At 44.6% G+C, this 24,438-nt stretch carries 26 protein-coding genes; all 26 read right to left on the bottom strand.

What is annotated here, in order from left to right:
- Positions 1-73 precede the first annotated feature (73 nt).
- The 26 genes from murA (AC4EHK_RS03505) to murA (AC4EHK_RS03380) all read right to left on the bottom strand — a co-directional run bounded on the left by murA (AC4EHK_RS03505) (position 74) and on the right by murA (AC4EHK_RS03380) (position 24,429).
- A complete protein-coding gene (gene murA, locus AC4EHK_RS03505) occupies positions 74-1,372 on the bottom strand; it encodes a UDP-N-acetylglucosamine 1-carboxyvinyltransferase (RefSeq protein WP_490977406.1) in 1,299 nt (432 codons plus the stop codon).
- Between the two features lie 358 nt (positions 1,373-1,730).
- Positions 1,731-1,964, bottom strand: a complete 234-nt coding sequence (locus AC4EHK_RS03500) for a DUF1146 family protein (RefSeq protein WP_490977405.1) — start codon at positions 1,962-1,964, stop codon at positions 1,731-1,733.
- Positions 1,965-2,282: 318 nt separating this feature from the next.
- Positions 2,283-2,687: a F0F1 ATP synthase subunit epsilon gene (locus AC4EHK_RS03495; protein ID WP_490977404.1), complete on the bottom strand. Its 405-nt coding sequence runs from the start codon at positions 2,685-2,687 to the stop codon at positions 2,283-2,285.
- A gap of 24 nt (positions 2,688-2,711) precedes the next feature.
- On the bottom strand, positions 2,712-4,127 hold the full coding sequence (gene atpD / locus AC4EHK_RS03490) for a F0F1 ATP synthase subunit beta (RefSeq protein ID WP_490977403.1): 1,416 nt from the start codon (positions 4,125-4,127) through the stop codon (positions 2,712-2,714).
- Between the two features lie 103 nt (positions 4,128-4,230).
- The gene (gene atpG / locus AC4EHK_RS03485) at positions 4,231-5,088 is read right to left on the bottom strand and encodes an ATP synthase F1 subunit gamma (protein ID WP_490977402.1); all 858 of its coding nucleotides are present in this window, start codon (positions 5,086-5,088) and stop codon (positions 4,231-4,233) included.
- Between the two features lie 171 nt (positions 5,089-5,259).
- Entirely contained in the window at positions 5,260-6,768 is a 1,509-nt protein-coding gene (gene atpA / locus AC4EHK_RS03480; RefSeq protein WP_490977401.1) for a F0F1 ATP synthase subunit alpha, read from the bottom strand.
- Between the two features lie 28 nt (positions 6,769-6,796).
- Positions 6,797-7,327 (bottom strand): F0F1 ATP synthase subunit delta, encoded by a 531-nt coding sequence (locus tag AC4EHK_RS03475; protein ID WP_490977400.1) that lies wholly within the window; start codon positions 7,325-7,327, stop codon positions 6,797-6,799.
- The gene (gene atpF, locus AC4EHK_RS03470) at positions 7,324-7,845 is read right to left on the bottom strand and encodes a F0F1 ATP synthase subunit B (RefSeq protein WP_490977399.1); all 522 of its coding nucleotides are present in this window, start codon (positions 7,843-7,845) and stop codon (positions 7,324-7,326) included. The genes AC4EHK_RS03475 and atpF overlap by 4 nt, the downstream gene beginning before the upstream one ends.
- A gap of 161 nt (positions 7,846-8,006) precedes the next feature.
- Entirely contained in the window at positions 8,007-8,231 is a 225-nt protein-coding gene (atpE, locus tag AC4EHK_RS03465; protein ID WP_006829234.1) for a F0F1 ATP synthase subunit C, read from the bottom strand.
- 58 nt (positions 8,232-8,289) lie between these two features.
- Positions 8,290-9,000: a F0F1 ATP synthase subunit A gene (atpB, locus tag AC4EHK_RS03460; protein ID WP_490977398.1), complete on the bottom strand. Its 711-nt coding sequence runs from the start codon at positions 8,998-9,000 to the stop codon at positions 8,290-8,292.
- A 27-nt stretch (positions 9,001-9,027) separates the two neighbouring features.
- Positions 9,028-9,399 (bottom strand): ATP synthase subunit I, encoded by a 372-nt coding sequence (locus AC4EHK_RS03455; protein WP_490977397.1) that lies wholly within the window; start codon positions 9,397-9,399, stop codon positions 9,028-9,030.
- A gap of 1 nt (position 9,400) precedes the next feature.
- Positions 9,401-9,622, bottom strand: a complete 222-nt coding sequence (locus tag AC4EHK_RS03450) for an AtpZ/AtpI family protein (protein WP_490977396.1) — start codon at positions 9,620-9,622, stop codon at positions 9,401-9,403.
- 235 nt (positions 9,623-9,857) lie between these two features.
- On the bottom strand, positions 9,858-10,976 hold the full coding sequence (gene wecB, locus AC4EHK_RS03445; RefSeq protein ID WP_490977919.1) for a non-hydrolyzing UDP-N-acetylglucosamine 2-epimerase: 1,119 nt from the start codon (positions 10,974-10,976) through the stop codon (positions 9,858-9,860).
- Positions 10,977-10,995: 19 nt separating this feature from the next.
- Complete coding sequence (upp, locus tag AC4EHK_RS03440) at positions 10,996-11,625, bottom strand: uracil phosphoribosyltransferase (protein ID WP_490977395.1); 630 nt, start codon at positions 11,623-11,625, stop codon at positions 10,996-10,998.
- Between the two features lie 227 nt (positions 11,626-11,852).
- Positions 11,853-14,027 (bottom strand): bifunctional diguanylate cyclase/phosphodiesterase, encoded by a 2,175-nt coding sequence (locus tag AC4EHK_RS03435; RefSeq protein ID WP_490977394.1) that lies wholly within the window; start codon positions 14,025-14,027, stop codon positions 11,853-11,855.
- Positions 14,028-14,191: 164 nt separating this feature from the next.
- Positions 14,192-15,427, bottom strand: coding sequence for a serine hydroxymethyltransferase (gene glyA / locus AC4EHK_RS03430; protein ID WP_490977393.1), 1,236 nt, complete (start codon positions 15,425-15,427; stop codon positions 14,192-14,194).
- The gene (locus tag AC4EHK_RS03425) at positions 15,414-15,998 is read right to left on the bottom strand and encodes a TIGR01440 family protein (RefSeq protein ID WP_490977392.1); all 585 of its coding nucleotides are present in this window, start codon (positions 15,996-15,998) and stop codon (positions 15,414-15,416) included. The genes glyA and AC4EHK_RS03425 overlap by 14 nt, the downstream gene beginning before the upstream one ends.
- Before the next feature lie 12 nt (positions 15,999-16,010).
- Positions 16,011-16,448: a ribose 5-phosphate isomerase B gene (gene rpiB / locus AC4EHK_RS03420; RefSeq protein ID WP_490977391.1), complete on the bottom strand. Its 438-nt coding sequence runs from the start codon at positions 16,446-16,448 to the stop codon at positions 16,011-16,013.
- A gap of 152 nt (positions 16,449-16,600) precedes the next feature.
- Positions 16,601-17,029 carry a low molecular weight protein arginine phosphatase gene (locus AC4EHK_RS03415; protein ID WP_490977390.1) on the bottom strand — a complete coding sequence of 143 codons (429 nt, stop codon included), beginning with the start codon at positions 17,027-17,029 and terminating at the stop codon, positions 16,601-16,603.
- A 21-nt stretch (positions 17,030-17,050) separates the two neighbouring features.
- Positions 17,051-18,043: an L-threonylcarbamoyladenylate synthase gene (locus tag AC4EHK_RS03410; protein ID WP_490977389.1), complete on the bottom strand. Its 993-nt coding sequence runs from the start codon at positions 18,041-18,043 to the stop codon at positions 17,051-17,053.
- Between the two features lie 89 nt (positions 18,044-18,132).
- Positions 18,133-18,990, bottom strand: coding sequence for a peptide chain release factor N(5)-glutamine methyltransferase (gene prmC, locus AC4EHK_RS03405; protein ID WP_490977388.1), 858 nt, complete (start codon positions 18,988-18,990; stop codon positions 18,133-18,135).
- Positions 18,977-20,056: a peptide chain release factor 1 gene (gene prfA / locus AC4EHK_RS03400; RefSeq protein WP_490977387.1), complete on the bottom strand. Its 1,080-nt coding sequence runs from the start codon at positions 20,054-20,056 to the stop codon at positions 18,977-18,979. The genes prmC and prfA overlap by 14 nt, the downstream gene beginning before the upstream one ends.
- Before the next feature lie 154 nt (positions 20,057-20,210).
- On the bottom strand, positions 20,211-20,801 hold the full coding sequence (locus AC4EHK_RS03395; protein WP_142827125.1) for a thymidine kinase: 591 nt from the start codon (positions 20,799-20,801) through the stop codon (positions 20,211-20,213).
- Between the two features lie 237 nt (positions 20,802-21,038).
- Complete coding sequence (gene rpmE, locus AC4EHK_RS03390; RefSeq protein ID WP_006829249.1) at positions 21,039-21,254, bottom strand: 50S ribosomal protein L31; 216 nt, start codon at positions 21,252-21,254, stop codon at positions 21,039-21,041.
- A 150-nt stretch (positions 21,255-21,404) separates the two neighbouring features.
- On the bottom strand, positions 21,405-22,688 hold the full coding sequence (gene rho / locus AC4EHK_RS03385; RefSeq protein ID WP_490977386.1) for a transcription termination factor Rho: 1,284 nt from the start codon (positions 22,686-22,688) through the stop codon (positions 21,405-21,407).
- A 442-nt stretch (positions 22,689-23,130) separates the two neighbouring features.
- Positions 23,131-24,429 (bottom strand): UDP-N-acetylglucosamine 1-carboxyvinyltransferase, encoded by a 1,299-nt coding sequence (gene murA, locus AC4EHK_RS03380; protein WP_490977385.1) that lies wholly within the window; start codon positions 24,427-24,429, stop codon positions 23,131-23,133.
- Between the last annotated feature and the right edge of the window lie 9 nt (positions 24,430-24,438).

Below are 24,438 nucleotides of genomic sequence, written 5' to 3'. Positions count from 1 at the left end.
TTCCTGAAATCAGGCAGTTACAAAAAAAGCTTGCAGAGCTGGTAATCAGCACTGCAAGCCCACGAAAAATGAATTAGACCAATTGTTCAACTTTCACTTCTATTTCTTCAACAGAAACACGCTCAATATCAGCGCCCAAAGCAGCCAATTTTGAATGGAAGTTAACGTAACCACGATCTAAATGATACAGTTCATTCACACGTGTGATGCCATCAGCAGCAAGTCCTGCCAAAATCAACGCCGCTGCTGCACGCAAATCTGTCGCTGCGACTTCAGCGCCTTGAAGAAGGGATGGGCCTTCCATAATCACTGAGCGGCCTTCGATTTTAACTGAAGCGTTCATCCGGCGGAATTCTTCCACGTGCATGAAACGATTTTCAAAAACGGTCTCTGTCAGAATGCCGCTACCTGTAGCAGTCAACATTAACGACATCATTTGGGACTGCATGTCTGTAGGGAATCCCGGATGCGGCATTGTTTTGATATCAATTGAACGAAGCGGACGGCTTGCGCGAACACGTAGCCCTTGATCCGTTTCCTGAATATCTACACCCATTTCACCCATTTTGGAAATTAAGGCAGCCATATGTTCTGGGACAGCGTTCTCGATGATGACATCACCTTCAGTGATAGCAGCAGCTACCATGAACGTTCCGGCTTCAACACGGTCCGGGATAATGTAATGCTCAGCACCATGCAATTCTTCGACGCCTTCAATACGCATTGTATCGGTACCTGCTCCAACTACACGTCCACCCATTTCATTGATGTAATTCGCTACATCGACGATTTCGGGTTCTTTAGCAGCATTTTCAATAAGTGTTGTACCGTCTGCCAATGCAGCAGCCATCATAATGTTTTCAGTTGCGCCAACACTCGGAAAATCCAAGTAGATTTTCGCTCCACGTAAACGGCCATCTGTTCTTGCTTCAACAAATCCGTTTCCAAAAGTAATGCTTGCACCCATTGCTTCAAATCCTTTTAAGTGCTGATCAATCGGACGCGAACCAATGGCACAGCCACCTGGCAATGCTACACGAGCAAATCCGTTACGCGCAAGAACTGGACCCATCACCAAAATTGAAGCCCGCATCTTACGCACATACTCGAATTGTGCTTCGCTTGATAATGTAGCTGAAGAATCGATTACCATTTCGTTTTTCTCAGGGAAATAATCTACAGAAACATTCAAGCTTTTCAAGACTTCTTGAATCGTATAGACATCTGCCAAATTTGGTACTTCTTTTATGACACTTTTTCCTTTTGAAGCTAATAACGCTCCTGCCAATACTGGAAGAACTGCATTTTTAGCACCCTCAACCCGCACCTTACCTGTTAATTTCTTTCCGCCTTTTACAATGATTTGATCCACTGATATGCCCTCCATGTGTTTAATAGTCATCTATATGTATCCCATATACGTTTAAAATTTCAATGTCATTTATTAGAAACAAAACCTTTCTCATACTAACCTGTTTTTTAGTAAAAAACAAGCAACTATACTCTCATTTTGCGCTAAAAACTTCGCCAGACAGAATAATATTCGTAAAAAACATTGTCTTTGTGTCCGTCAGAGTGAAAAAAGTCACGTTTTAAAATTATCCTTCTAGACCTTTTCCCCTCTAAACATCGCTTAAACATGGAAAAGAATTTTATTTCCCAGGAAATACAAACGTTGCCGTTTTGCCACGGCTATGAGCTAGCTTCAAGGGCGTGGCAAAACGGCAACCTTAAAATAAATAAGGCAATTGCCTTGACCAAGATGAAATATTTAGGAAAAAAGTAGATACCATGGTCCCGATTGCTATACTCAAAAAAATGTAAAGAATTTGCGCCTGCAGTACATGGTGCTTGTGGATCCATTTTTCAAACATTACTGCACGCATTGCGTAAAAAGCAACACCACTAAAGAAAATATGGCTGAAAATCGAAATCAAAGCTGTTTGTCCAATCATGGTTTCCATAAGATCCATCCTTTCACAAAATGGAAAAAGCGGACAAAAGTCAATTGCCCTTCTGTCCGCTTTTACTTTTGTTATTATTAGTTTCAGCGCCCAAATTCTAGGGTCATAAGCTCCACTAGCTGTGCGGCAAAGAACGCCGCTTCGCCAGTGCATCTTATGCCCGTCAAATCTACACGGGCACTTACGCTTTTCTTATTGTCCAGCCTCAGCGACCAGCTCCTCGGGGTCTTAAGTCAGCCTGGCTGCGCGGCTGAAAAGATGCCGCTTCGCCATTCTGCCTTAAGCCCGTCGGAGCTGAACGGCCGCTTCTGCTTTTCTTTAAATGTTACCCTCATAAACGTTGATACGATTCATCGCACGCTTTAACGCCAATTCTGCGCGTTTAAAGTCGATTTCATTTTTATTTGCCTGCAAAAGTGATTCTGCACGTTTAGCGGACTCCTGAGCACGTGCCAGATCGATGTCTGTTGCGCGTTCAGCCGATTGTGCAAGAATGGTCACTTTTTCAGGGCGGATTTCAAGAAATCCACCGTTTACAGCAACCAATTCTGTCGAGTTCTCTTTTTTCAATCGGACTGCACCGATTCCAAGAGGAGCGACTGTCGGAATGTGGCCGGGCATAACACCCATTTCGCCTGTTGCTGTAACTGCAATAACCATAGATACTTCTGAATCGTATACCGGGCCGTCGGGAGTGACAATATTGACTGTAATGGTCTTCATTTTTTTCCCTCCTGGTCCCTGGTTTTAGACTTCTACGCCCATGCCTTTTGCTTTTGCAATAACATCTTCAATGCGTCCGACCAAACGGAAAGCATCTTCTGGCAAGTGGTCATATTTTCCATCAAGAATTTCTCTGAACCCTTTGATCGTTTCTTGAACAGGAACATAAGAACCTTTTTGGCCAGTGAACTGTTCAGCAACGTGGAAGTTCTGAGAAAGGAAGTTTTGGACACGGCGTGCACGGTTAACCGTCAGCTTGTCTTCGTCACTTAACTCGTCCATACCAAGGATTGCAATGATGTCCTGTAATTCCTTGTAGCGCTGAAGCGTTTCTTGAACTTCACGTGAGATGTTGTAATGCTCCAGGCCAACAATTTCAGGTGACAATGCACGTGAAGTTGAAGCCAGAGGATCTACCGCTGGGTAGATACCCATCTCAGAAAGTTTACGTTCAAGGTTAGTTGTTGCATCCAAGTGAGCGAACGTTGTAGCCGGAGCCGGATCCGTATAGTCATCGGCTGGCACATAAATCGCCTGGATTGACGTTACAGAACCCGTGCTTGTTGTTGTAATACGTTCCTGCAATTGGCCCATTTCAGTCGCAAGTGTTGGCTGGTAACCAACGGCAGATGGCATACGGCCAAGAAGTGCCGATACCTCAGAACCTGCTTGCGTGTAACGATAAATATTATCGATGAACAGGAGTACATCCGCGCCTTGTTCGTCACGGAAATATTCAGCCATTGTCAAAGCAGACAAAGCAACACGCATACGTGCGCCCGGCGGCTCGTTCATTTGGCCGAAGACCATCGCCGTTTTCTTAATAACGCCAGAATCGCTCATCTCGTGGAATAAGTCATTTCCTTCACGTGTACGCTCACCAACACCGGCGAATACTGAAAGACCGCCGTGCTCTTGAGCAATGTTGTTGATCAATTCTTGGATAAGAACTGTTTTACCTACACCGGCACCACCGAAGAGACCGATTTTACCACCTTTGATGTAAGGGGCAAGCAAGTCAACAACTTTGATACCTGTTTCAAGAATTTCAACTTCTGTGGAAAGATGTTCGAATGTAGGTGCTAAGCGGTGAATCGGATCACGGCGCTCTGTAGCAGGAATCTCTTCCCCTAAATCGATAATTTCACCAAGTACGTTGAATACGCGGCCCAATGTTGCTTCTCCAACTGGAACAGTAATAGCGCTGCCCAAATCGGTTACAACCGACCCACGCTGCAATCCATCAGTGGATTCCATCGCGATTGTACGGACTGAATCATCACCAAGGTGAAGAGCCACTTCAAGCGTCAAAACGACTTGAGCTTGTCCGGGACGATCAATATTTACAGTTAGGGCGTTGTAGATAGCTGGAAGTTGGCCATTAGCGAACTTGATATCTACAACCGGTCCCATAACTTGAAGAACGTGTCCTGTGTTCATGCTGTTCCCTCCTGTCTTACTTTTTTAAAACTCCCTATCAGGGATGTTTGAAATTTATAGATTAGCAAACTTTAGTGCCCATCTGCATGGGCACTTCCATTTTTTATTCTAACGCAGCTGCTCCGCCGACAATCTCAGAGATTTCCTGAGTGATTGCCGCTTGGCGGGCACGGTTGTACTGAAGTGTCAATCCGCCAATTAAATCAGACGCATTGTCGGTCGCGCTCTTCATTGCTGTCATAGATGCAGCATGTTCACTCGCTTTGCCGTCAAGAAGGGCCCCAAAGATCAAGCTTTCTGCGTATTGTGGAAGAAGAACTTCCAAAATCGCTTCTGCTGAAGGGTCAAACTCGTAAGATGCAGTAGACCCTGTCGGTTGAATATCCGTCAGCGGCAAGACTTTTGTCTCTGTGACTTCTTGTTGAATAGCTGAAACAAAGTGATTGTAATACATATAAACTTCGTCATACGTACCATCTGAGAACATACCAACAGCTTTGCGCGTTATTTCTTTGATATCCGAAAACGTCGGATGGTCCGGAAGCGCAATTGCACTTTCAAGAATGGTCATTCCCTGTTTTGTAAAGAATTCCTTCCCTTTCCGGCCGACACTCAGGATAACAAAGTCGTCATTGGACGTATGTCGTTCACGGATTTTGCTCATGACAGTACGAAGAATATTACTGTTATATCCACCTACAAGGCCACGATCCGATGTAATCACTAAATAAGCGGTTTTCTTCACAGGGCGCGCAATCATCATCGGATTGCTGGTGTCCGAAGACCCAGCTGCGATGGATGCTACTACATCCTGGATTTTGTCCATGTAGGGAACGAACGCTTTCGCATTCACTTCCGCACGGCTTAATTTAGATGCAGAAACCATTTGCATGGCTCGTGTAATCTGGCTCGTTTTCTTAGTCGACGTAATTCGTGTTTTTATATCGCGTAAAGATGCCACTGGTATTTCACCACCTTATTATTTTTTCTTCATATTCGAACCAGGTATTACCTTGCTTTAACGGACAGTATGTCTCCCGCATTGACATGCAGGAGATGGACTGACCGTTAAAGTCCGATTGGATCAACTAGCATTCAGCGGATTAAAACTCCTACTGAATCCAGTTTCTCTTTACTCTGATTTTGCGAATGTGCGTTTGAATTCGTTGATCGCTGCACCAAATGCGTCATCAGCAGGTAAACCTTGAGTTGTACGAATAGTATCCAAAATTTCTGTGTGGTTATTATCCAACCAGCTTGTCAATTCAGCTTCAAAGCGAGAAATGTCGTTAAGAGCGATGTCGTCAAGGAATCCACGAGTCAACGCATAGAAAATAACAACTTGTTTTTCAACTTTGATCGGGTTGTTCAAGTCCTGTTTCAAGACTTCAACCGTACGTTTCCCACGCTCGATTTTCGCAGCAGTTGCAGCATCAAGATCTGAGCCGAACTGAGAGAATGATTCAAGTTCACGGAAAGAAGCCAAGTCAAGACGCAATGTACCCGCAACTTTTTTCATTGCTTTGATCTGAGCTGAACCACCAACACGTGATACAGAAAGACCCGCGTTGATCGCTGGGCGTACACCGGAGAAGAATAGATCCGATTGAAGGAAGATCTGGCCATCCGTGATCGAGATAACGTTTGTTGGAATATATGCAGAGATATCGCCAGCCTGCGTTTCAACGAACGGCAATGCTGTGATTGATCCTGCTCCAAGAGTTTCGTTCAACTTCGCAGCACGTTCAAGCAACCGTGAGTGCAAGTAGAAGACATCCCCTGGATAAGCTTCACGGCCTGGTGGACGACGAAGCAATAGTGAAAGTTCGCGGTAAGCAGATGCTTGTTTTGTTAAATCATCATAGACGATCAACACGTGCTTGCCTTCAAACATGAATTCCTCAGCCATTGTGATACCTGCATAAGGAGCAAGGAACAACAATGGAGCTGGCTGTGAAGCCGAAGCAGTTACAACGATTGTGTAATCAAGTGCTCCGTTTTTACGGAAAGTTTCTACTACGTTACGAACAGTAGATTCTTTTTGTCCGATTGCAACATAGATACAGATCATGTCTTGGTCAGATTGGTTCAAGATCGTATCGATTGCTACAGAAGTTTTACCTGTCTGGCGGTCACCGATGATCAATTCACGCTGTCCACGGCCGATTGGCACAAGTGCATCAATCGCTTTGATACCTGTTTGAAGTGGTTCATGAACCGATTTACGGGCCATAACCCCTTGTGCAGGGCTTTCAATTGGACGTGATTTTGTCGTGTTGATTGGTCCAAGACCGTCAACAGGCTGTCCAAGTGGATTTACTACGCGTCCGATAAGTTCATGTCCTACCGGTACTTCCATAATGCGGCCAGTTCGACGTACTTCATCGCCTTCTTTAATGTCTGTGTAAGGGCCAAGGATAATGATACCAACATTGTTGGCTTCCAAGTTTTGCGCCATACCAAGGACACCATTTGAGAACTCTACAAGTTCTCCAGCCATGATGTTGTCGAGGCCATGAGCGCGCGCGATACCATCACCAATGGTGATTACTGTACCAACGTCGTCAACTTTCATCTCTGATTGATAATTTTCAATCTGTTGTTTGATCAGACCGCTGATTTCTTCAGCTTTGATGCTCATGTATGTCACCCTCTCATAATTTCATAAATTAACCGATTAATTGACGCTGCAGTCGTGCCAACTTTGTGCTCACGCTGCTGTCGTAAATGCGGTTTCCGATTTGAAGACGCAATCCGCCGATTAACGATGGATCGATAATGTTTTCAATTCGTAACGATTGTTTGCCAATTTTGTTTGCAAACACAGTAGAAATGGATACGCGTTCTTCTTCAGTCAAAGGACGTGTTGAATAAACTTTTGCATCTTCGATTCCCTGTGCATTGTTGGATAAAGCAATAAACTCGTCAGCCAGTGAGCCGACTTCGTCCATACGTTTGCGTTCTGCCATCAATTGAAGTGTGTTTAAGACAAACGGATTTGCCCCAACGAATACTTCATTGATTAGATTTGTTCTCTTATCGGCTGAAAGTTTTGGAGAAACAATCAAGTTGTAAAGTTCCGGAGTCATTTTAAAGACTTTTTTCACTTCACGAAGATCTTGTTCGACTTCCAAAGACGTTCCATGCTTTTGAGCGACTTGGAACAATGCTAGAGCGTAGCGTTCTGCAACTTGACTCACTGAACTTCGCCTGCCTTCGCAATCGTTTCGTTAATCAACTGACGGTTGTCTTCCTCAGAGATTTCTTTTTCAAGCACTTTCGTAGCAGCAAGCAATGACAACGCCACAACTTCTTCACGAACAGCTGAAATAGCTTTATCTCTTTCGTTGGCAATTTCCTGTACCGCAGCATCTTTCATGCGGCCAGACTCGGCACGCGCTGTTGTAATGATTTCTTCACGCGAAACTTCGCCTTGCTTTTTAGCATTTTCGACGATTTCTTGTGCTTGCGTACGCGCATCTTTAAGAAGGCTGCGCTGCTCTTCAAGCAATTTATGTGATTCCAGACGGCTGTTTTCAGCAGTTTCGATTTCACTCTTGATCAAATCTTCGCGCTGCTGCATTACGCCCATCAAAGGGCCCCATGCGAACTTCTTCAAAAGCAACATTAGCAATATGAAGATAACAAGTGTAGCGAGAATGTCTCCAGTGTTCAAAAACTCCCCGGTTGCACCGAGTACTAGGTGATCAAAAAACACGATTGTTTCACTCCCTTCAAGAGCCTAAAATACAATTTCTTCTATAGTAAGATCTTTATCTGTTGTAAGATGAATTTTCAAATGAAAATGGGTTCATACAAGTTTAAATGGCGAAAACCATATCGAAGCATCCCCACCATTTAACTTTTTGTATAAAAATACTATTGGTTCATAACGATGAACGCGATAACTACAGCGATGATTGGCAATGCCTCAACCAATGCAACACCGATGAACATTGTTGTTTGTAGAACGCCGCGAGCTTCTGGCTGGCGTGCGATACCTTCAACTGTTTTTGAAACGATAAGTCCGTTACCGATACCTGCACCTAGTGCTGCTAAACCTACTGCGATTGCTGCTGCTAATAAACCTAATGAACCTGTCATTGTAATGTGTCCTCCTCAGGATAGTTGTTTTTTTGTTTGCTCGATGAGCAGTTTATACTCAATGGTCGTCGGCAACTTTATGCGATAAATAAACCATTGTCAACATAACGAAAATAAACGCTTGGATTGCCCCGATAAAGATCGAGAATCCTTGCCATAACATCATTGGCAAGATGCCTGCTGCAAACCCAAAAATACTTGCTGATGCGAGGCCTGCCAACAAAGTCAGCAAGATTTCCCCCGCATAGATGTTACCGTAAAGACGCAGACCGAGTGTCAGCGTATTTGCGAATTCCTCAATGACTTTCAACGGGAATAAGAATGGCATCGGCTTGATGTAGCCCGCTGAATATTCTTTTAGTCCCTTCAACTTGATACCATAATAATGGCTCAAGATGAGTACCATTGCGGCTAATGTCATCGCTACTGTCGGATCAGCTGTTGGTGATTTCCACCAAAGATCTCCGTTGACGACTATTGCAAATGGAAGCCCTAACATATTCGAAACAAAAATGAACATGATCAGAGTGATTCCAAGAACATGGAATCGGCCACCATCTCTCCAATCCATATTGCTGTTGATAATCCCTTTCACGAAATCCATGATCCATTCCATGAAGTTCTGCATGCCCGTTGGTTTGAGCTGCAAATTCCGTGTAGCGATAAAAGCAATAAGGAAGACGATAAGAGCGGCTACAAGTAGCATCATAACGTTGGATAGGTTAAACCAGATCCCGAACACCTCGAGCATAGGAGCGCCATGATCCACGATAGTTTCACCTCTCTTTCCACATTGTTAATGGTGTTTCACGTGATACACAATCCGCTCTGTTAACAATAGAGCGTAAGGGACCATCAACCCAATTACTGTACTGACCAAGTGAATGTGCTCTGCGAATAAAATAGCAATCGCCACAGCTGCAACACCTGATGCAAACCGTAATGCCGTTCCAAGCGAACGAACTTTCGAGCCTTCAGCCACCGCTCGGTCGAATTTCTCCATCCGTCGAACCAAAATCCACATGTTGTAAATGCCGAACAAAGTTCCGATTATGAGGCCCGCGAACACTTCTTGATAAGGGGTAAACCCCCAACCAATAACGTAGAACGCCAAGATGAACAAGATCATCTTTTTCAGCCTGGTATATATCTCCCTAAGTCCATCCATTTTACTTGTCTCCTGATTCGAATTTGCGGACAGTCTGAAGCATTGCCCAAACACCGGCAGTGATGCCTATGAATAGGCAGATGATCATGAAAAACGGGGCGGTTCCGAGCCTCTCATCGAGCCACATGCCTGCAAATATCCCGATGAGAACGGACCCGACAAGTTGTGAGAGGATGGCACTGTAAATTGCCATCGCTTGTAAGGGGCTTTTTGTTGGGCGCATGATAACCCCCTCGAACTTCGTTGATTTGACATTAAACCCTCAAAAAGAGCAGTCGCATCAGGCTTCCAAAACCACATAATCTATGTAAGAAAACCTTCTCATGCATACCCTTTGTAAGCATACATTAGGGGTAAAATCATGTCAATTAGTAGAAGTGAAAAACTTCACAAGCGATTTTCCTCTGACATATTGTTGACAAACTTTGAGAAAAATGTCCAATGGGTTATTTTTTCTTTTACAGTTTAGAAAAATAAGCATGAAGCGCTTCGACAATTCGGATAGATGCTTTGCCGTCTCCGTATGGATTGGATGCTTGAGACATCGACTTGTAAGCTGCCTCATCTGTCAGCAATTCCTTGGCCATCCCGTAAATTGTTTCTTCATCTGTTCCCGCAAGCTTCAAGGTTCCGGCAGCGATGCCTTCAGGACGCTCTGTCGTATCGCGAAGCACCAAAACCGGCTTGCCGAGTGAAGGCGCTTCTTCCTGAATTCCACCTGAATCGGTCAAAATAAAGAACGAGCGTGCTGCGAAGTTATGGAAGTCCAACACTTCCAGTGGTTCGATCAAATGAATTCGCGGATCACGGCCCAATACTTCATCTGCCACTTCACGCACAGCTGGATTCATATGAACCGGGTATACCACTTGAATGTCATCATGTTCTTCAATCAGACGTTTGATGGCACGGAACATATTGCGCATGGGTTGCCCCAGATTTTCACGGCGATGTGCTGTCAACAAAATCATGCGGTCAGTGCCGATTTTCTCCAAGATGGGATGTGTATACGTTTCACGCACTGTTGTCTGAAGCGCATCAATGGCCGTATTCCCAGTAATGTAGATGGTTTCTGCCTTTTTGTTTTCATCGAGCAGGTTTTGAGCTGATTTTTCAGTTGGTGAAAAATGAATATCTGCCATGACTCCCGTCAACTGACGGTTCATTTCTTCAGGGTAGGGCGAATATTTATTGTGCGTACGCAATCCAGCTTCCACATGTCCTACCGCAACCTGATTGTAAAAAGCGGCAAGGCTGGCAGCAAACGTCGTTGTTGTATCGCCATGTACCAGCACAATATCCGGTTTCGCTTCTTTCATAATCACATCAAGACCTTGCATTGCCCGCATGGTTACATCCGTCAATGTTTGGCGATCTTTCATGATGTTCAGATCGAAATCCGGCGTGATTTTGAACGTTTCCAGCACCTGGTCCAGCATTTCGCGGTGCTGTGCCGTTACCGTTACCAAAGGTTCGATGGTTTCAGGATATTTCTGAAGCTCCAGAACAAGCGGCGCCATTTTAATGGCTTCTGGACGCGTGCCAAATATCGTCATTACTTTCCATTTTTTCGTCAAGCTGATATACCTCGCTCTCTTATTTTGTTCCGAACAATCGGTCTCCAGCATCTCCAAGACCTGGAACAATATATCCTTTTTCATTTAATTTCTCATCCAATGCCGCAATGTAAATATCCACGTCGGGATGTGCTTTTTGAAGTGCTTCTACCCCTTCAGGAGCAGCAATGATGCACATAAAACGAATTTTCGTAGCCCCTCGTTTTTTCATGGAGTTGACCGCTTCAATTGCTGATCCGCCTGTAGCAAGCATCGGGTCGACAACGATAAAGTCGCGTTCTTGAACGTCGGATGGCAATTTCAAATAGTACTCAACCGGCTGCAGTGTTACAGGATCACGGTACAAACCGATATGTCCCACTTTAGCGGCTGGAATCAGCTTTAAGATTCCATCAACCATGCCGATGCCAGCGCGCAAAATTGGCACAACACCCAACTTTTTCCCGGCAAGAACTTTTGACTTCGCCATTTGAACTGGCGTCTCCACTTCGATTTCCTCTAAAGGCAAGTCGCGGGTGATTTCAAACGCCATCAATGTTGCAATTTCATCGACCAACTCGCGGAACTCTTTCGTACCTGTAGACTTATCACGGATGTACGTCAGTTTGTGCTGAATCAGCGGGTGATCAAAAACGTATACTTTTCCCATGGCCTATCTCTCCTTTTCAAACATTATCTTAAATAGTATAACAGAAAATCAGTGCTTCAAGTTGTCAGAACCCGCTTTGGTACTATTCAGTTATTTCCGCCTATAGTTTATTTCTCCAAAGAAAAAAACCGGGAAGTATTTTCCCCGGCTTTGTTTTAGTGCAAAGAACTTCAAGAAATATTTCTCTTTTCATTCTTTGCTAGAGTGTTGCTGTGCTTTCACTACCCTTACAAAAAAAATGCTTCGTTCAATGGCATTGGTTTGTAAAACAGGTAGCCTTGTCCGACTTTGCAGCCTAGCGCTAACAATGTCTGGCGATCCCCCTCTTCCTCAATGCCTTCAGCCACTGCCTGCATGTTCAAATTTTCGGCAAGCTGAATAATGGTTCGAATGATGGCCAAGGTTCCTGGCTCACTCATATTCGATATAAACGAACGATCAATTTTTAATTCTTCGACAGGCAGTTTCTGCAAGTAGCTAAGCGATGAGTAGCCTGTTCCAAAATCATCAATTGATGTTGTAAAACCGGAATGTTTCAAGTGCTTGAATACTTTATTGGCTGTCTCGATATCCACAAATCCGATTCGCTCGGTAATTTCCAACTGAATCCATTGTGGATCAATGCCGTACTTTGCAGTCATGTCCATTAAATTCGGCACAAAAGAATGATGGAAAAAATGATCTGCAGAGATATTGATGGCCACTTGCCGAAGTTTTAAGCCTTGATCCGCTCTTTTTTTCTGCCATTTCAATACGAGCTCCAGAACATTTTGCTCTAGGAAACGTATTTTGCCGTTTTTTTCTGCTGCCGGGATAAAGACATCCGGAGGAATAATGCCCAATTCCGGTGACGTCCATCTGGCCAACGCTTCAAAACTTAAGATGTCACCGCTTGCCAAGTCAACTTTCGGCTGCAGGTAGACGCCGACTTCATTGCGCCGGAGTGCGGCCGTTAATTCATTGGCTACACGCAAATCTTTCATCATGAACTCATCATATTCACTTTCAAAATAACAAATGGCTTCCCCTGTCCGAAGCTTGGCCTGTGACAACGCACTGTCCGCACAGCGAATCAATTCTTCGGAATCCTGCTGATGCGGCGTCACAATTGCCACACCCACTTTCAAAGTGAGAAACAACTCCATATCTCCAACCGTGATCGGTTCGACCAAGCTTTGCAATAGATGCTCCAAATATTCCGGAATTCTCGTAAAAGGCGTCATACTATACATGGCCAATGTAGAATCCGAAAAGCGGGCAATTAATCCACTTGAAGAATTTTTGGACATCATCAATCGTTTGCCAATTTCATGCAAAATGGTATCTCCCGCCTGATGGCCATATTGATCGACCATTTTGACATACTCATCTGTTGAAAGAAAAGCGACGAATCCCTCTTTTCTCTCTTCCAATAATTCCACGATTTCATTTTTGAAATAATTTCTGTTTGGCAGATCCGTATTTTCGTCTATATAGGCTAACCGCAAAATTTCTTCCTGTTGCTGTGAATACTTGATGGCCAACGAAGCAATCGATGTTACTTCCTCCATAAACGCCAAATCTTTTTCATGGGGTACTGATGTTGCTGGAAAATAAATGCCGAAAGAGCCGAAAGCGGTTCCTTCTACACTCATAATCGGAATGGACCAGCTTGATACCAGTTTGTAGTCGTCCACCAAATGCTGATGATTTCGCCATAAATAACTTGTACTGATATCCTCTACCACTACCGGCTTTTGCTGATAAAACGCTGCTCCACAGCTGCCGGCATCTTCCTGAACCTCGCTGCCATTAACAGCATCAAGAAAGCCTTTAGGCATGGAATTCGCAGCCCCTACTTTGTAACGCGATGCTTCGTCGACCAATAAAACGGTACATTTTGCGCCGTCAATAAAAAACGATTCAGCGGTGTTGCAGACGTTCTGCAACAACACGCTCAACATATGGCCTTTTTCAATTCCCGTATAGGTTTCTTTCTGAAGCTTGATCAGCGCTTCTGCGCGTTTGCGATCGGTAATGTCATGTTGCAGCATCAACGTAAATTTTAAATTTTTCTCTGGAAATGCCAAAGGTTGAATCGTTATTTCATTCCAAAAAGGGGTACCGTTTTTTCGGTAGTTAACAATTTCAACGATTCCGCTTTTTCCGGCATCTACACAAGCACGTACGGTTTTCGCTGCTTTTTCAGCTGTTTTTTCACCATGCAAAAAGCAGCCGTTTCGTCCAAGTGTTTCCGCTTCGCTGTAACCAATCATTTTGTAAAAAGCTTTGTTGGCGTAAACAATGGGTTGTTTTTCCATTTCCGAATTGATGACCAAAAACGATGTATGGAATTCAACACCAAGACGGCGCAGCCACTCCATGATTGCTTTCTTATCTCTCTTTAGTTCATGCGTGTGCATACGACGCGTCCCTCCAATGTGTTCTATGTATAAGTCAAATGAGTTGAAACATGTTTCTCTACATCGCTTTAGTTATTCGAGCTGCAGTGCTAGTGCTTCAGTTTAGCTTAAATATAGTCTAAAAATACAGCTGCCAAGCATTTTTACCCGGCAGCTGTATGGACTTATTTATATAACGGATGCGCAGCTGTTAGTTTCGCTGTGCGTTCTGCAGCATCGCTTTTCACTGAGTCGTCTTCGGGATTTTTCAAAAGCATAGCCATGATGGAAGCAATTTCCTTCATTTCCGCTTCTTTAAAGCCACGAGATGTTACAGCTGCAGTTCCTAAACGGATACCCGATGTCACGAATGGGCTTTCCGGATCAAACGGAATGGTATTTTTGTTTGTTGTAATACCGACTTCGTCCAATACATGTTCTGCGACTTTCCCGGTCAAGTTCAACGAGCGAAGGTCGAGCAACAGTAAATGATTGTCTGTGCCGCCCGAAACGATATTGACGCCTTCAGCAATTAGGCCTTCGGCAAGCGCATGGGCGTTTTTCACGACTTGTTCAATATACGTTTTGAATTCTGGTTGCAGTGCTTCGCCAAATGCAACAGCTTTTGCTGCAATAACGTGCATAAGCGGACCGCCTTGAATTCCTGGGAAGATGGTTTTATCGATTTTTTTCGCAAATTCCTCATTGCAGAGAATCAATCCGCCGCGTGGGCCGCGAAGTGTTTTATGCGTAGTCGATGTCACGAAATGGGCGTGAGGGACAGGATTGGCATGGGCACCTGTTGCCACAAGACCGGCAATATGCGCCATGTCAACCATTAGGTATGCGCCGACTTCATCAGCAATTTCACGGAATTTAGCAAAATCCAATTGGCGCGAATAAGCACTTGCCCCAGCAACGATCATTTTTGGTTTGTGTTCCAAAGCTGCTTGACGAACCGCTTCGTAATCGATCAATTGCTCTTCTTCTGTGACCCCATATTCCACAAAGTTGTATTGCATGCCGCTGAAGTTCACTTTGCTGCCATGCGTCAAATGCCCGCCATGGTTAAGGTTCATCCCAAGAATAGTATCGCCTTTTTGCAATACTGCTGTATAGACAGCCATGTTGGCTTGTGATCCGGAATGCGGCTGAACATTTGCATGCTCCGCACCAAAAATTTCTTTCAGGCGGTCACGGGCAATATTTTCAACAACATCAACAAATTCACAGCCTCCGTAATAGCGTTTGCCTGGATAACCTTCTGCGTATTTGTTGGTCAACACCGATCCTTGTGCATCCATAACGGCTTGTGAGACAAAGTTTTCAGAGGCGATCAATTCGATATTCGCTTCCTGTCGATCCTTTTCTGCGTTCATCGCTTCATATACTGCTGGGTCTTGCGTCTTAATCAATTCCATCCGTATATCCCTCCCGTGATTGAACAAGCTCACGATTATAGCTCGCCCGTTCGCCGCCGATCAATTTCGGCCTTGTCGTGGCAGCTGCCACAATCGCTTCACCTATTAGTTTAACAGATGTTCGCAACGGAACGGCAACTCTTTTCAAATGCATGCCAATCATCGTTTGGCCGATATCAATCCCCGCATGCGCCTGGATTTCTTCCACCACAACCGGATCGGCCATGTTGCTGAAAGCATAAGCACTCATCGAACCTCCAGCTTTTGGAACCGGGACAACCGATACAGGCTCCCAGCCGTATTTCTCAGCCGCACGCCGCTCTACCGTCAATGCTCGATTAATATGTTCACAGCCTTGAAAAGCTAAAAAAATGTGGTGGCGAGCTGCAAATTTTTCCAAAGGTTCAAATAAGCCTTCTGCAATATCAAGCCCGCCGCCTGTGCCGATTCGTTTTCCTGCCACTTCTGATGTTGAACAGCCGACTACAAACACTTGGCCTTTCCTGAATTCGATCTGCTGCTCCAATTCGCTTAAAACCTCTTCCAGTTGCAATTGCCACAATGTTTGCATGCCGACTCCTCCTTATTTTTCGAGGTCTGTGATTTTTTGTATGCGTTTTTCGTGTCTGCCGCCTTCAAATTCTTCCGTCAGCCAAGTTTGAGCGATTTCGCGTGCAAGTCCTGGCCCGATAACACGCTCACCCATGGCCAAAACATTGGAATCGTTATGCTCTCGTGTCGCTTTTGCGCTAAACACATCGTGCACAAGTGCACAACGAATGCCTTTGACTTTATTGGCTGAGATAGACATGCCGATACCAGTGCCGCATATTAAAATGCCGCGGTCAAATTCACCGCTTGCAACGCGGTCAGCAACCGGTTTTGCATAATCTGGATAATCGACCGAATCGTCTGTATGTGGACCAAAATCCTGGTATTCAATGCCAATTTCGTTCATTAGGTTAACGATTTCTTTACGCAGGTTATTGCCGCCGTGATCGGATGAAATTGCCACTTTCATGATTTAGCCTCTTTTCTTAAAATCAAATTTATGGATCAGCAAAAGCGCGGTTGTCGAATTATGCCGAATACTCTTTACGCTTGTAATCAATTCTAACATTTTTACGTAAAAAAGACAGACTAAGCCTCGAGAGGTTCGCCTGTCTTTTTGACTTATGTCATTTTTATGATTAATTTATCAATCAAAACCTGCAGCTCTTGAAATGTCTGCTCATAAAGCTCTAACGGCCCTCCATATGGATCACTAACATCTGCTGTTGATCCGTTAGCAAATTCTTGCAATGTATACAGTTTTGTTGCCGCTTCAGGGTATGCTTGCAAAAGTGCCATTTTATGTGAATGAGTCATTGTTAAAATCAACTCCGCCCACTTCATATCTCGCGTATCGATCGGCTTTGATGTGTGTGCAAATGAGATTCTCTGTTTGTCCAATACCGCTTGCGCGTTTTTAGAAAGAGGTGCAGTTCCAGCAAATATACCGGCAGATCGCGCTTCGACGCCCGGCAGGTTTCGGGCTGACAAGATTGCTTCGGCCATCGGGCTTCGACATGTATTGCCTGTACAAACAAAAAGAATTTTCACAGGGGTCCCTCCTTCACTAAATCAGCTGAACCATTTATGGTCTGCCGCTTTTTCAAGTCGGTTCATCAGGGCTTCGTTTTGCTGCGAACCACTTTCAACCGTAGCCAAAATCAGGTCGGCATCGATGGCATCACATTTTCGCAAACTGGCATACAAGCTTTCTGTAGAAAGCGGAAAATTATAGTCAGCAGTTGCATATTCGGTATCGCTGATAACAGCCACTCTTTTCCCTTTTTTCTGAACGTATTCGATCGCTTTTTCAATCAAACGCTTTTCATTTTCAATTAAATACAAAGGAGCTGCAGGCGCATAATGCGGATATTTCATTCCTGGCGACTTGGGCACGTTTGTCTTGTTTTGCGATGCTGATCTAACCGTTCCAATGACTTGTTCAATTTCTTCTTTCGAAATTTTTCCGGGACGCAATATGACCGGCGGCTCGCAAGTTGTGTCAAGAACCGTAGATTCAATGCCAATTTTTGTAGCACCGCCATCTAAAATTAACGGAATCCGACCGTCCATATCATGATAGACATGCTCAGCTAAAGTCGGGCTGGGCTTGCCGCTGGTATTGGCACTGGGTGCAGCCAAAGGGAGCTGCAGTTCCTGCAATAGCTTAAGTGCTACCGGATGATTAGGGACACGGATGCCGACAGTATCCAGGTTTGCCGTGACATTGCTCGCAAAAGTTCCTGGCTTCGCCTGCATAATTAATGTCAGGGCTCCTGGCCAGAACGCGTCCATACACTGCAGCGCTTTCGCCGATACTTCTTGTACATGAGTCAAAGCTGTTTCTTTAGAATCCACATGAACGATGAGCGGATTGTCCGTTGGCCGCCCTTTTGCATCAAAAATTTTACTGACCGCTTCGGAATTAGTAGCATCTGCTCCTAATCCGTAAACCGTTTCAGTCGGAAACGCAACTACATCACCGGCACGCAAGATTTCCACAGCTTGTGCATAACTTTTTACTTCATCCACATTTTTATCCACAGAAATAACATCTGTTTTCACATGAACAACTCCTATTTTTGAGGGTTTTCACCGATTTACCCACAATGAGTGGATAACTATCACTTAATTGTGGGTAAACTGTGCGCAACCTACTCTATTAGCGCAAAAACCATTCGATCATTTTTGTTGATATCTTTTTTACTATAGACCAAAGCGTCCGGAAAAGCGTCTTGCAACATCTTTTCGACTGCTGGTCCCTGTTGATAACCTATTTCAAATCCGATAATTCCGGGTTTATTGAGCAGCTGTGGAAGTTGTTTGGCCATCTTGTCATAGAGAGCCAAGCCTTCCTTGTCTGCAAACAATGCACTATGCGGTTCAAAGTCTCTAACGCTGTCTGATAGTCCAGGCGCTTCGGCATGCGCAATATACGGCGGATTGGATATAATAACGTCCCATTTCTGGTCTCCAATTGGTTCAGTTAAGTCACCTAAGCGAAAATCGACTTCGGCATTCAAAAGCTTCGCATTTTTTGCAGCCATTTCCAAAGCGGGCTGCGAAATATCCGTTGCAGTAACTTGCGCAGCTGGCAACTCACATTTCATGGTAATAGCGATAATTCCACTGCCTGTCCCAATATCGGCAATGGCCAGCTCTCTTTTCTTCATATAGCGATTGATCAGTTCAAATGTTTCTTCTATTAACTCTTCTGTTTCCGGCCTCGGTATTAAAACATTCGAATTCACAAGAAAGTTTCTTCCGTAAAATTCCTCATTGCCGGTCAAATGCTGGACAGGAATTCCTTTGGCATGCTGTTCAACATTCGCCCAAAACTTTTCAGCCTGCAGTTCTGGTATTTCGTCACGCATGGCTGCAATCAAACCGGAATACGTAAGACCCAACTCATGCTGGAGAAGAATGCGGGCTGCCCCTTCTTCCCGTCCGTTTGCCTCTAAATAAGAAGAAGCCCTCTTGAGGGCCTCATACACATACTTAAGCTTGGTCATTGTTCAGGCTTTCCATGCGGGCCGATTGTTCTTCTACAATCAACGCATCGATGATTTCATCCATTTTTCCTTGCAAAATCTGGTCCAGCTTTTGGATCGTTAAACCAATCCGATGATCTGTTACACGATTTTGCGGGAAGTTATACGTCCGGATTCGTTCAGAACGGTCGCCTGTTCCTACTGCTGATTTGCGGACTGCATCGTATTCAGCTTGAGCTTCCTGCTGGAATTTCTCATAGACACGGGCACGCAGTACTTTCATTGCGCTGGCTTTGTTTTTGATCTGTGATTTCTCATCCTGACACGTTACGACCGTGTTCGTTGGAATGTGCGTCAAACGGACTGCCGACATCGTTGTGTTAACCGATTGTCCACCAGCACCCGAAGACGCGTACGTATCTGTTCGAATGTCGTTGTCATGAATCTCAATTTCGACTTCTTCGACTTCCGGCAAACAAGCTACCGTCGCTGTCGAAGTATGAATTCTGCCGCCGGATTCGGTTTCTGGAACCCGCTGTACCCGGTGAGCGCCGTTTTCGTATTTCATTTTTGAATAAGCGCCTTTCCCGGTAATCATGAAGACGATTTCTTTAAAGCCGCCAAGTCCAGTCGGATTCGAATCCATCACTTGTACTTTCCAGCCATTGGATTCGGCAAACCGCGTATACATGCGGTAAAGATCACCGGCGAACAAAGCCGCTTCATCTCCACCAGCCGCTCCACGGATCTCCATAATGACGTTTTTGTCGTCGTTCGGATCTTTAGGAATCAACAGTTTGTGAAGACGCTCTTCAACGACGGTGATTTGCCCTTCCAATTCGTTAACTTCTTCTTTGACCATTTCGCGCATGTCGGCATCCATTTTATCATCGAACATCGCTTTCGCTTCTGCCAATTGGGCCGTCAAATCTTTATATTCACGATAGGTTTCAACCGTATCCTGCAAGTCGGATTGTTCTTTGGAATACTCGCGCAGCTTATTGGTATCGCTGACGATATCCGGGTCGCTCAATAATTCGTTTAAACGGTCATACCTGTCTTCTACTGATTGTAATCGATCAAACATGGGTGTCACCTCGAGTTCTATTTTTTTGTTTTATTCGTAATGAAGAAATCATTCAAGGCGGAGGCCTTTCACTCTTTCTTCTATTTTTCGGTTAATTTACTAGAAAAGTTAAGCTTCTAAATGTTTTTACAGATTCCATCTAGAAGACGAGAATTCACTTAACAGTAACGCCAGTCGGCACTTCGTGGTGATGGCGGCAGCGTGGTTCGTAAGCTTCTGATGCGCCCACTAAAATTGTCGGGTCGTCCGAGCCTGCTGGTTTCCCATCAATTAGACGCTGGGTGCGGCTTGCCGGGGAACCACAGACGGTGCAGACGGCTTGAAGTTTGGTTACTTGCTCGGCAATGGCTAGCAGTGCTGGCATCGGTCCGAATGGGCGGCCTCTGAAATCCTGATCAAGCCCGGCCACGATAACCCGGAACCCATGATTGGCCAGTTTTTGGACATTTTCGATAATGTCTTCATCAAAAAATTGAGCTTCATCGATTGCGATGACATCGAATTCATCAGTAATATACTCCCACATTTCGTTAGAGCGGGATATTGGCAGCGCAATGACGGTAGCTCCATTATGCGAAACAACCGCTTCTTTGCTGTAACGGTCATCAATTTTCGGTTTAAAAACAGCAATCTTTTGTTTGGCAAACTGGGAACGGCGGACACGGCGGATCAGCTCTTCTGATTTTCCGGAAAACATGCTGCCACAGATCAATTCAACCCATCCTGTTTGTTTCATGACGTACATAGGTGAGACCCCTTTCAAACACTTTGTTGTTTTGTATCGAGCTAAGCTAATGGTGTATGATGCTCTCTGCTAATTACTATAGAAAACCTATACTTTTATAAATAAAGTTTCTCTTTATCATACCAAAAATAATGGAATTGCTTGTTGTTTTTCGGAATATGTAAGGTGTTTTTTCTGATAGTAGACGAAAAAAAATACCCGCCAGGCGTTTGCGCGCTAGGCAGGTATATTTTTATTTTACTCGTTGATTTCTTCTTTGAGGCCGTATTTTTTGTTGAAACGATCTACGCGGCCATCTGCTGAAGCGAATTTCTGACGTCCAGTGTAGAATGGATGACATTCAGAGCAAAGCTCAACGCTGATGTTTTCTTTTACAGAACCAGTCGTGAAAGAGTTCCCACACGAGCAAGTTACTGTAGCCTGTTTGTAATCTGGATGAATACCTGTTTTCATAATTTTTTCTCCTCTCGCCCTGAACCATCTGGAACAGAGTTTAATCTATTTTTACTATTGCCTTACACGGTTCTTTAGACCGTATATGCAATAGCTTTGCTTTGATTCACTTTCATAATCATATCAAATTCCCACACTATTTGCAAGCAATTAAATCATCTTCTTGTTGCTTCGGTGGGTCTTCATTTCAGTTGCCAATTGCTCAAAGAATTCTTCGTTTGTATCCGTTTGGCTCATTTTTCTCAGGAAACGTTCACCAAAATCATGCGAGTCTGAGAAAGTCTTTCGAATGGACCAAAGCTTTTCGAGCTGCTTCGGTTCGATCAACAACTCTTCTTTGCGCGTTCCGGAACGGCGAATATCCAGTGCTGGGAAGATGCGGCGTTCTGCCAAAGAGCGGTCGAGATGCAATTCCATGTTGCCCGTTCCTTTAAATTCCTCGTAAATCACTTCATCCATCCGTGATCCGGTTTCCACTAAAGCTGTAGCCAAAATCGTCAAGCTGCCGCCTTCTTCAATATTGCGTGCTGCTCCAAAAAAGCGCTTTGGCCGATGAAAGGCTGCTGGGTCAATCCCTCCTGATAGTGTACGCCCGCTTGGTGGAATAACCAAATTATATGCTCGAGCCAACCGTGTGATGGAATCCATCAAAATGACCACGTCGCGTTTGTGCTCAACGAGACGCATCGCACGTTCAAGAACAAGTTCTGCAACCTTGACATGGTTTTCAGGCACTTCATCAAAAGTTGAAGAGACGACATCGGCATCCACCGATCGCTCAATATCCGTTACTTCTTCAGGACGCTCGTCAATCAGTAAAACAATTAACTCCGCTTCTGGATGATTAGTTGTGATTGAATTGGCGATTTCTTTCAGCAGCATGGTCTTACCCGCTTTTGGCGGTGCTACAATCAAACCGCGTTGGCCAAATCCGACAGGCGCAACCAAGTCCATGATGCGGGTCGACAAGTGAGCCGGCGTCGTTTCCAAACGAATGTGGCGATCGGGATAAAGCGGCGTGAGGCCTGGGAAGTGGACGCGTTCTTTGGCCACTTCTGGATCTTCACCGTTTACCGCTTCTACTTGAAGCAAACCAAAATAGCGTTCATTTTCTTTTGGCGGACGCACTTTGCCGGAAACCTTATCACCATTTCGCAAATCAAAACGGCGGATTTGAGAAGCGGAGATGTAAATATCCTGAGAACTCGGCGAATAATTGATCGGACGCAAGAAACCAAAGCCTTCTGATTGGATAATTTCCAAAACGCCTTCCATAAAGAAGAAGCCTTCCTGTTCTGCACGCGTTTTCAAAATCGCAAAAATCAATTCTTTTTTTGTCAGCTTGCTGTAGTTGGTTAGCTTGTATTCTTTCGCTAAATTGTATAGTTCTTTTAATGTCATGTTCTCCAATGCGGAGATTGTAATCGTTGCCATATACGGACACCACTCTTATTCGTATTATTTTTGTAGATAAGTTGAACCCATTAAATTTTCCATACCGCTTAACATCTTTTAGGCTTACCTAGCGTAGAAGCAATCGTCTTTGCTTTGCTCAAAGAGACCAAAACGATGTATGAAAAATGGGTTTATCGATTCAACTTATATGATTTGAGGATCAGTAGTGAATGATTGAGAAGATCTTAAAGAAGAAGTCCGGCAATTAGCCGGACTCATTTTATGAAGTAGGATCGTTAATCGTTCATTACAAGGTTTAGCTTTTGCCAACAGGCTTGTGACGCCTGTGCATCAGCAAAAATGGCATGATTGTCTTTGACGAAGTTATCCGCCATCAAGACTTTGTTCCATACTAGTATTCCAGTTCTATATGACTCTAGGCCACTATTATTGTAGCACATATTTTCAGGCTAAATGTGCGTCAGTTTGCATCCTGGCTAAAGTCAGACTTCCCACTTGTTACCGGGTCAATTGTCTCTCTCCGGATGTCAGCGCCAAGGCCTTGCAGCTTTTCAATAATCGACGAATAGCCGCGTTCAATGTGATAAATTTCACGAATTTCAGTTTCGCCTTCTGCCAACAGACCTGCAATAACAAGTGCTGCTCCAGCACGCAGATCGGATGCAACGACCGTTGCTGAAGTTAATGGAGTCGGGCCAGTAATGATGGCCGCTCTTCCTTCAACACGGCCGCTTGCATTCATCCGGCGAAGTTCATCAATATGCTTAAATCGCGCCGAATAGATTGTATCAGTGATCATAGAAGATCCTTGAGCCTGCGTCATCAGCACGGAGAATGGCTGCTGAAGATCTGTCGCAAATCCCGGATAAACCAAGGTTTTTACATCTATGGCATGCAAGTTTTCTGACTTGGGAATATAGATAGATTCTTCGCCTTCTTGTACATCAACGCCCATCTCACGCAACTTGGCAGTCAATGCTTCCATATGGAAAGGAATCACGTTATCGATGGTGATGCCATCTCCTGCTGCTGCAGCCATAATCATGAACGTTCCGGCTTCAATTCGGTCAGGGATGATCGTGTGGTTGGTGCCGTGTAATTCTTCTACGCCATCAATTCGGATAACGTTTGTTCCGGCTCCTTTAATTTTCGCTCCCATGTTGGTCAACAAGGTTGCGACATCAATAATTTCCGGCTCTTTTGCGGCATTTTCAATGGTCGTTTGGCCTTTTGCAAGAACAGCCGCCAACATGATGTTGATGGTTGCGCCCACACTGACAACGTCCAAGTAAATTTTAGCGCCGCGGAGTTCGTCGGCACGTAAATAAATAGCACCGTGTTCGTTCGTCACTTTTGCACCAAGTGCTTCAAAGCCCTTGATGTGCTGGTCGATTGGGCGTGGCCCTAAGAAACAGCCACCCGGCAAACCGATTGCTGCATGCTTAAAGCGACCGAGCATTGCGCCCATCATATAATAAGAAGCACGCAATTTTTTCACATTGCCATTTGGCAAAGGCATATCAATCATTTTGGATGGATCGATGTTCATCGTCCCATCTTCAAACGATACTTCCCCGCCGATTTCTTCCAAAATGCTTTTCAGTGTCCATACGTCGGAAATTCCCGGTAATCCTTCAATCGATACAGGCGAATTCGCCAAAATCGATGCAGGAATCAAAGCAACCGCACTGTTTTTTGCGCCATTAACTTTGATTGTTCCGGAAAGGCGGTTACCGCCCTTTATTTTATAAACATCCATTAAATTTCT

The sequence above is a fragment of the Planococcus sp. TJ-307 genome (assembly GCF_058268435.1).
Note: the sequence above shows the minus strand (reverse complement) of the source record. Positions and strands in the feature narration are given on the sequence as shown.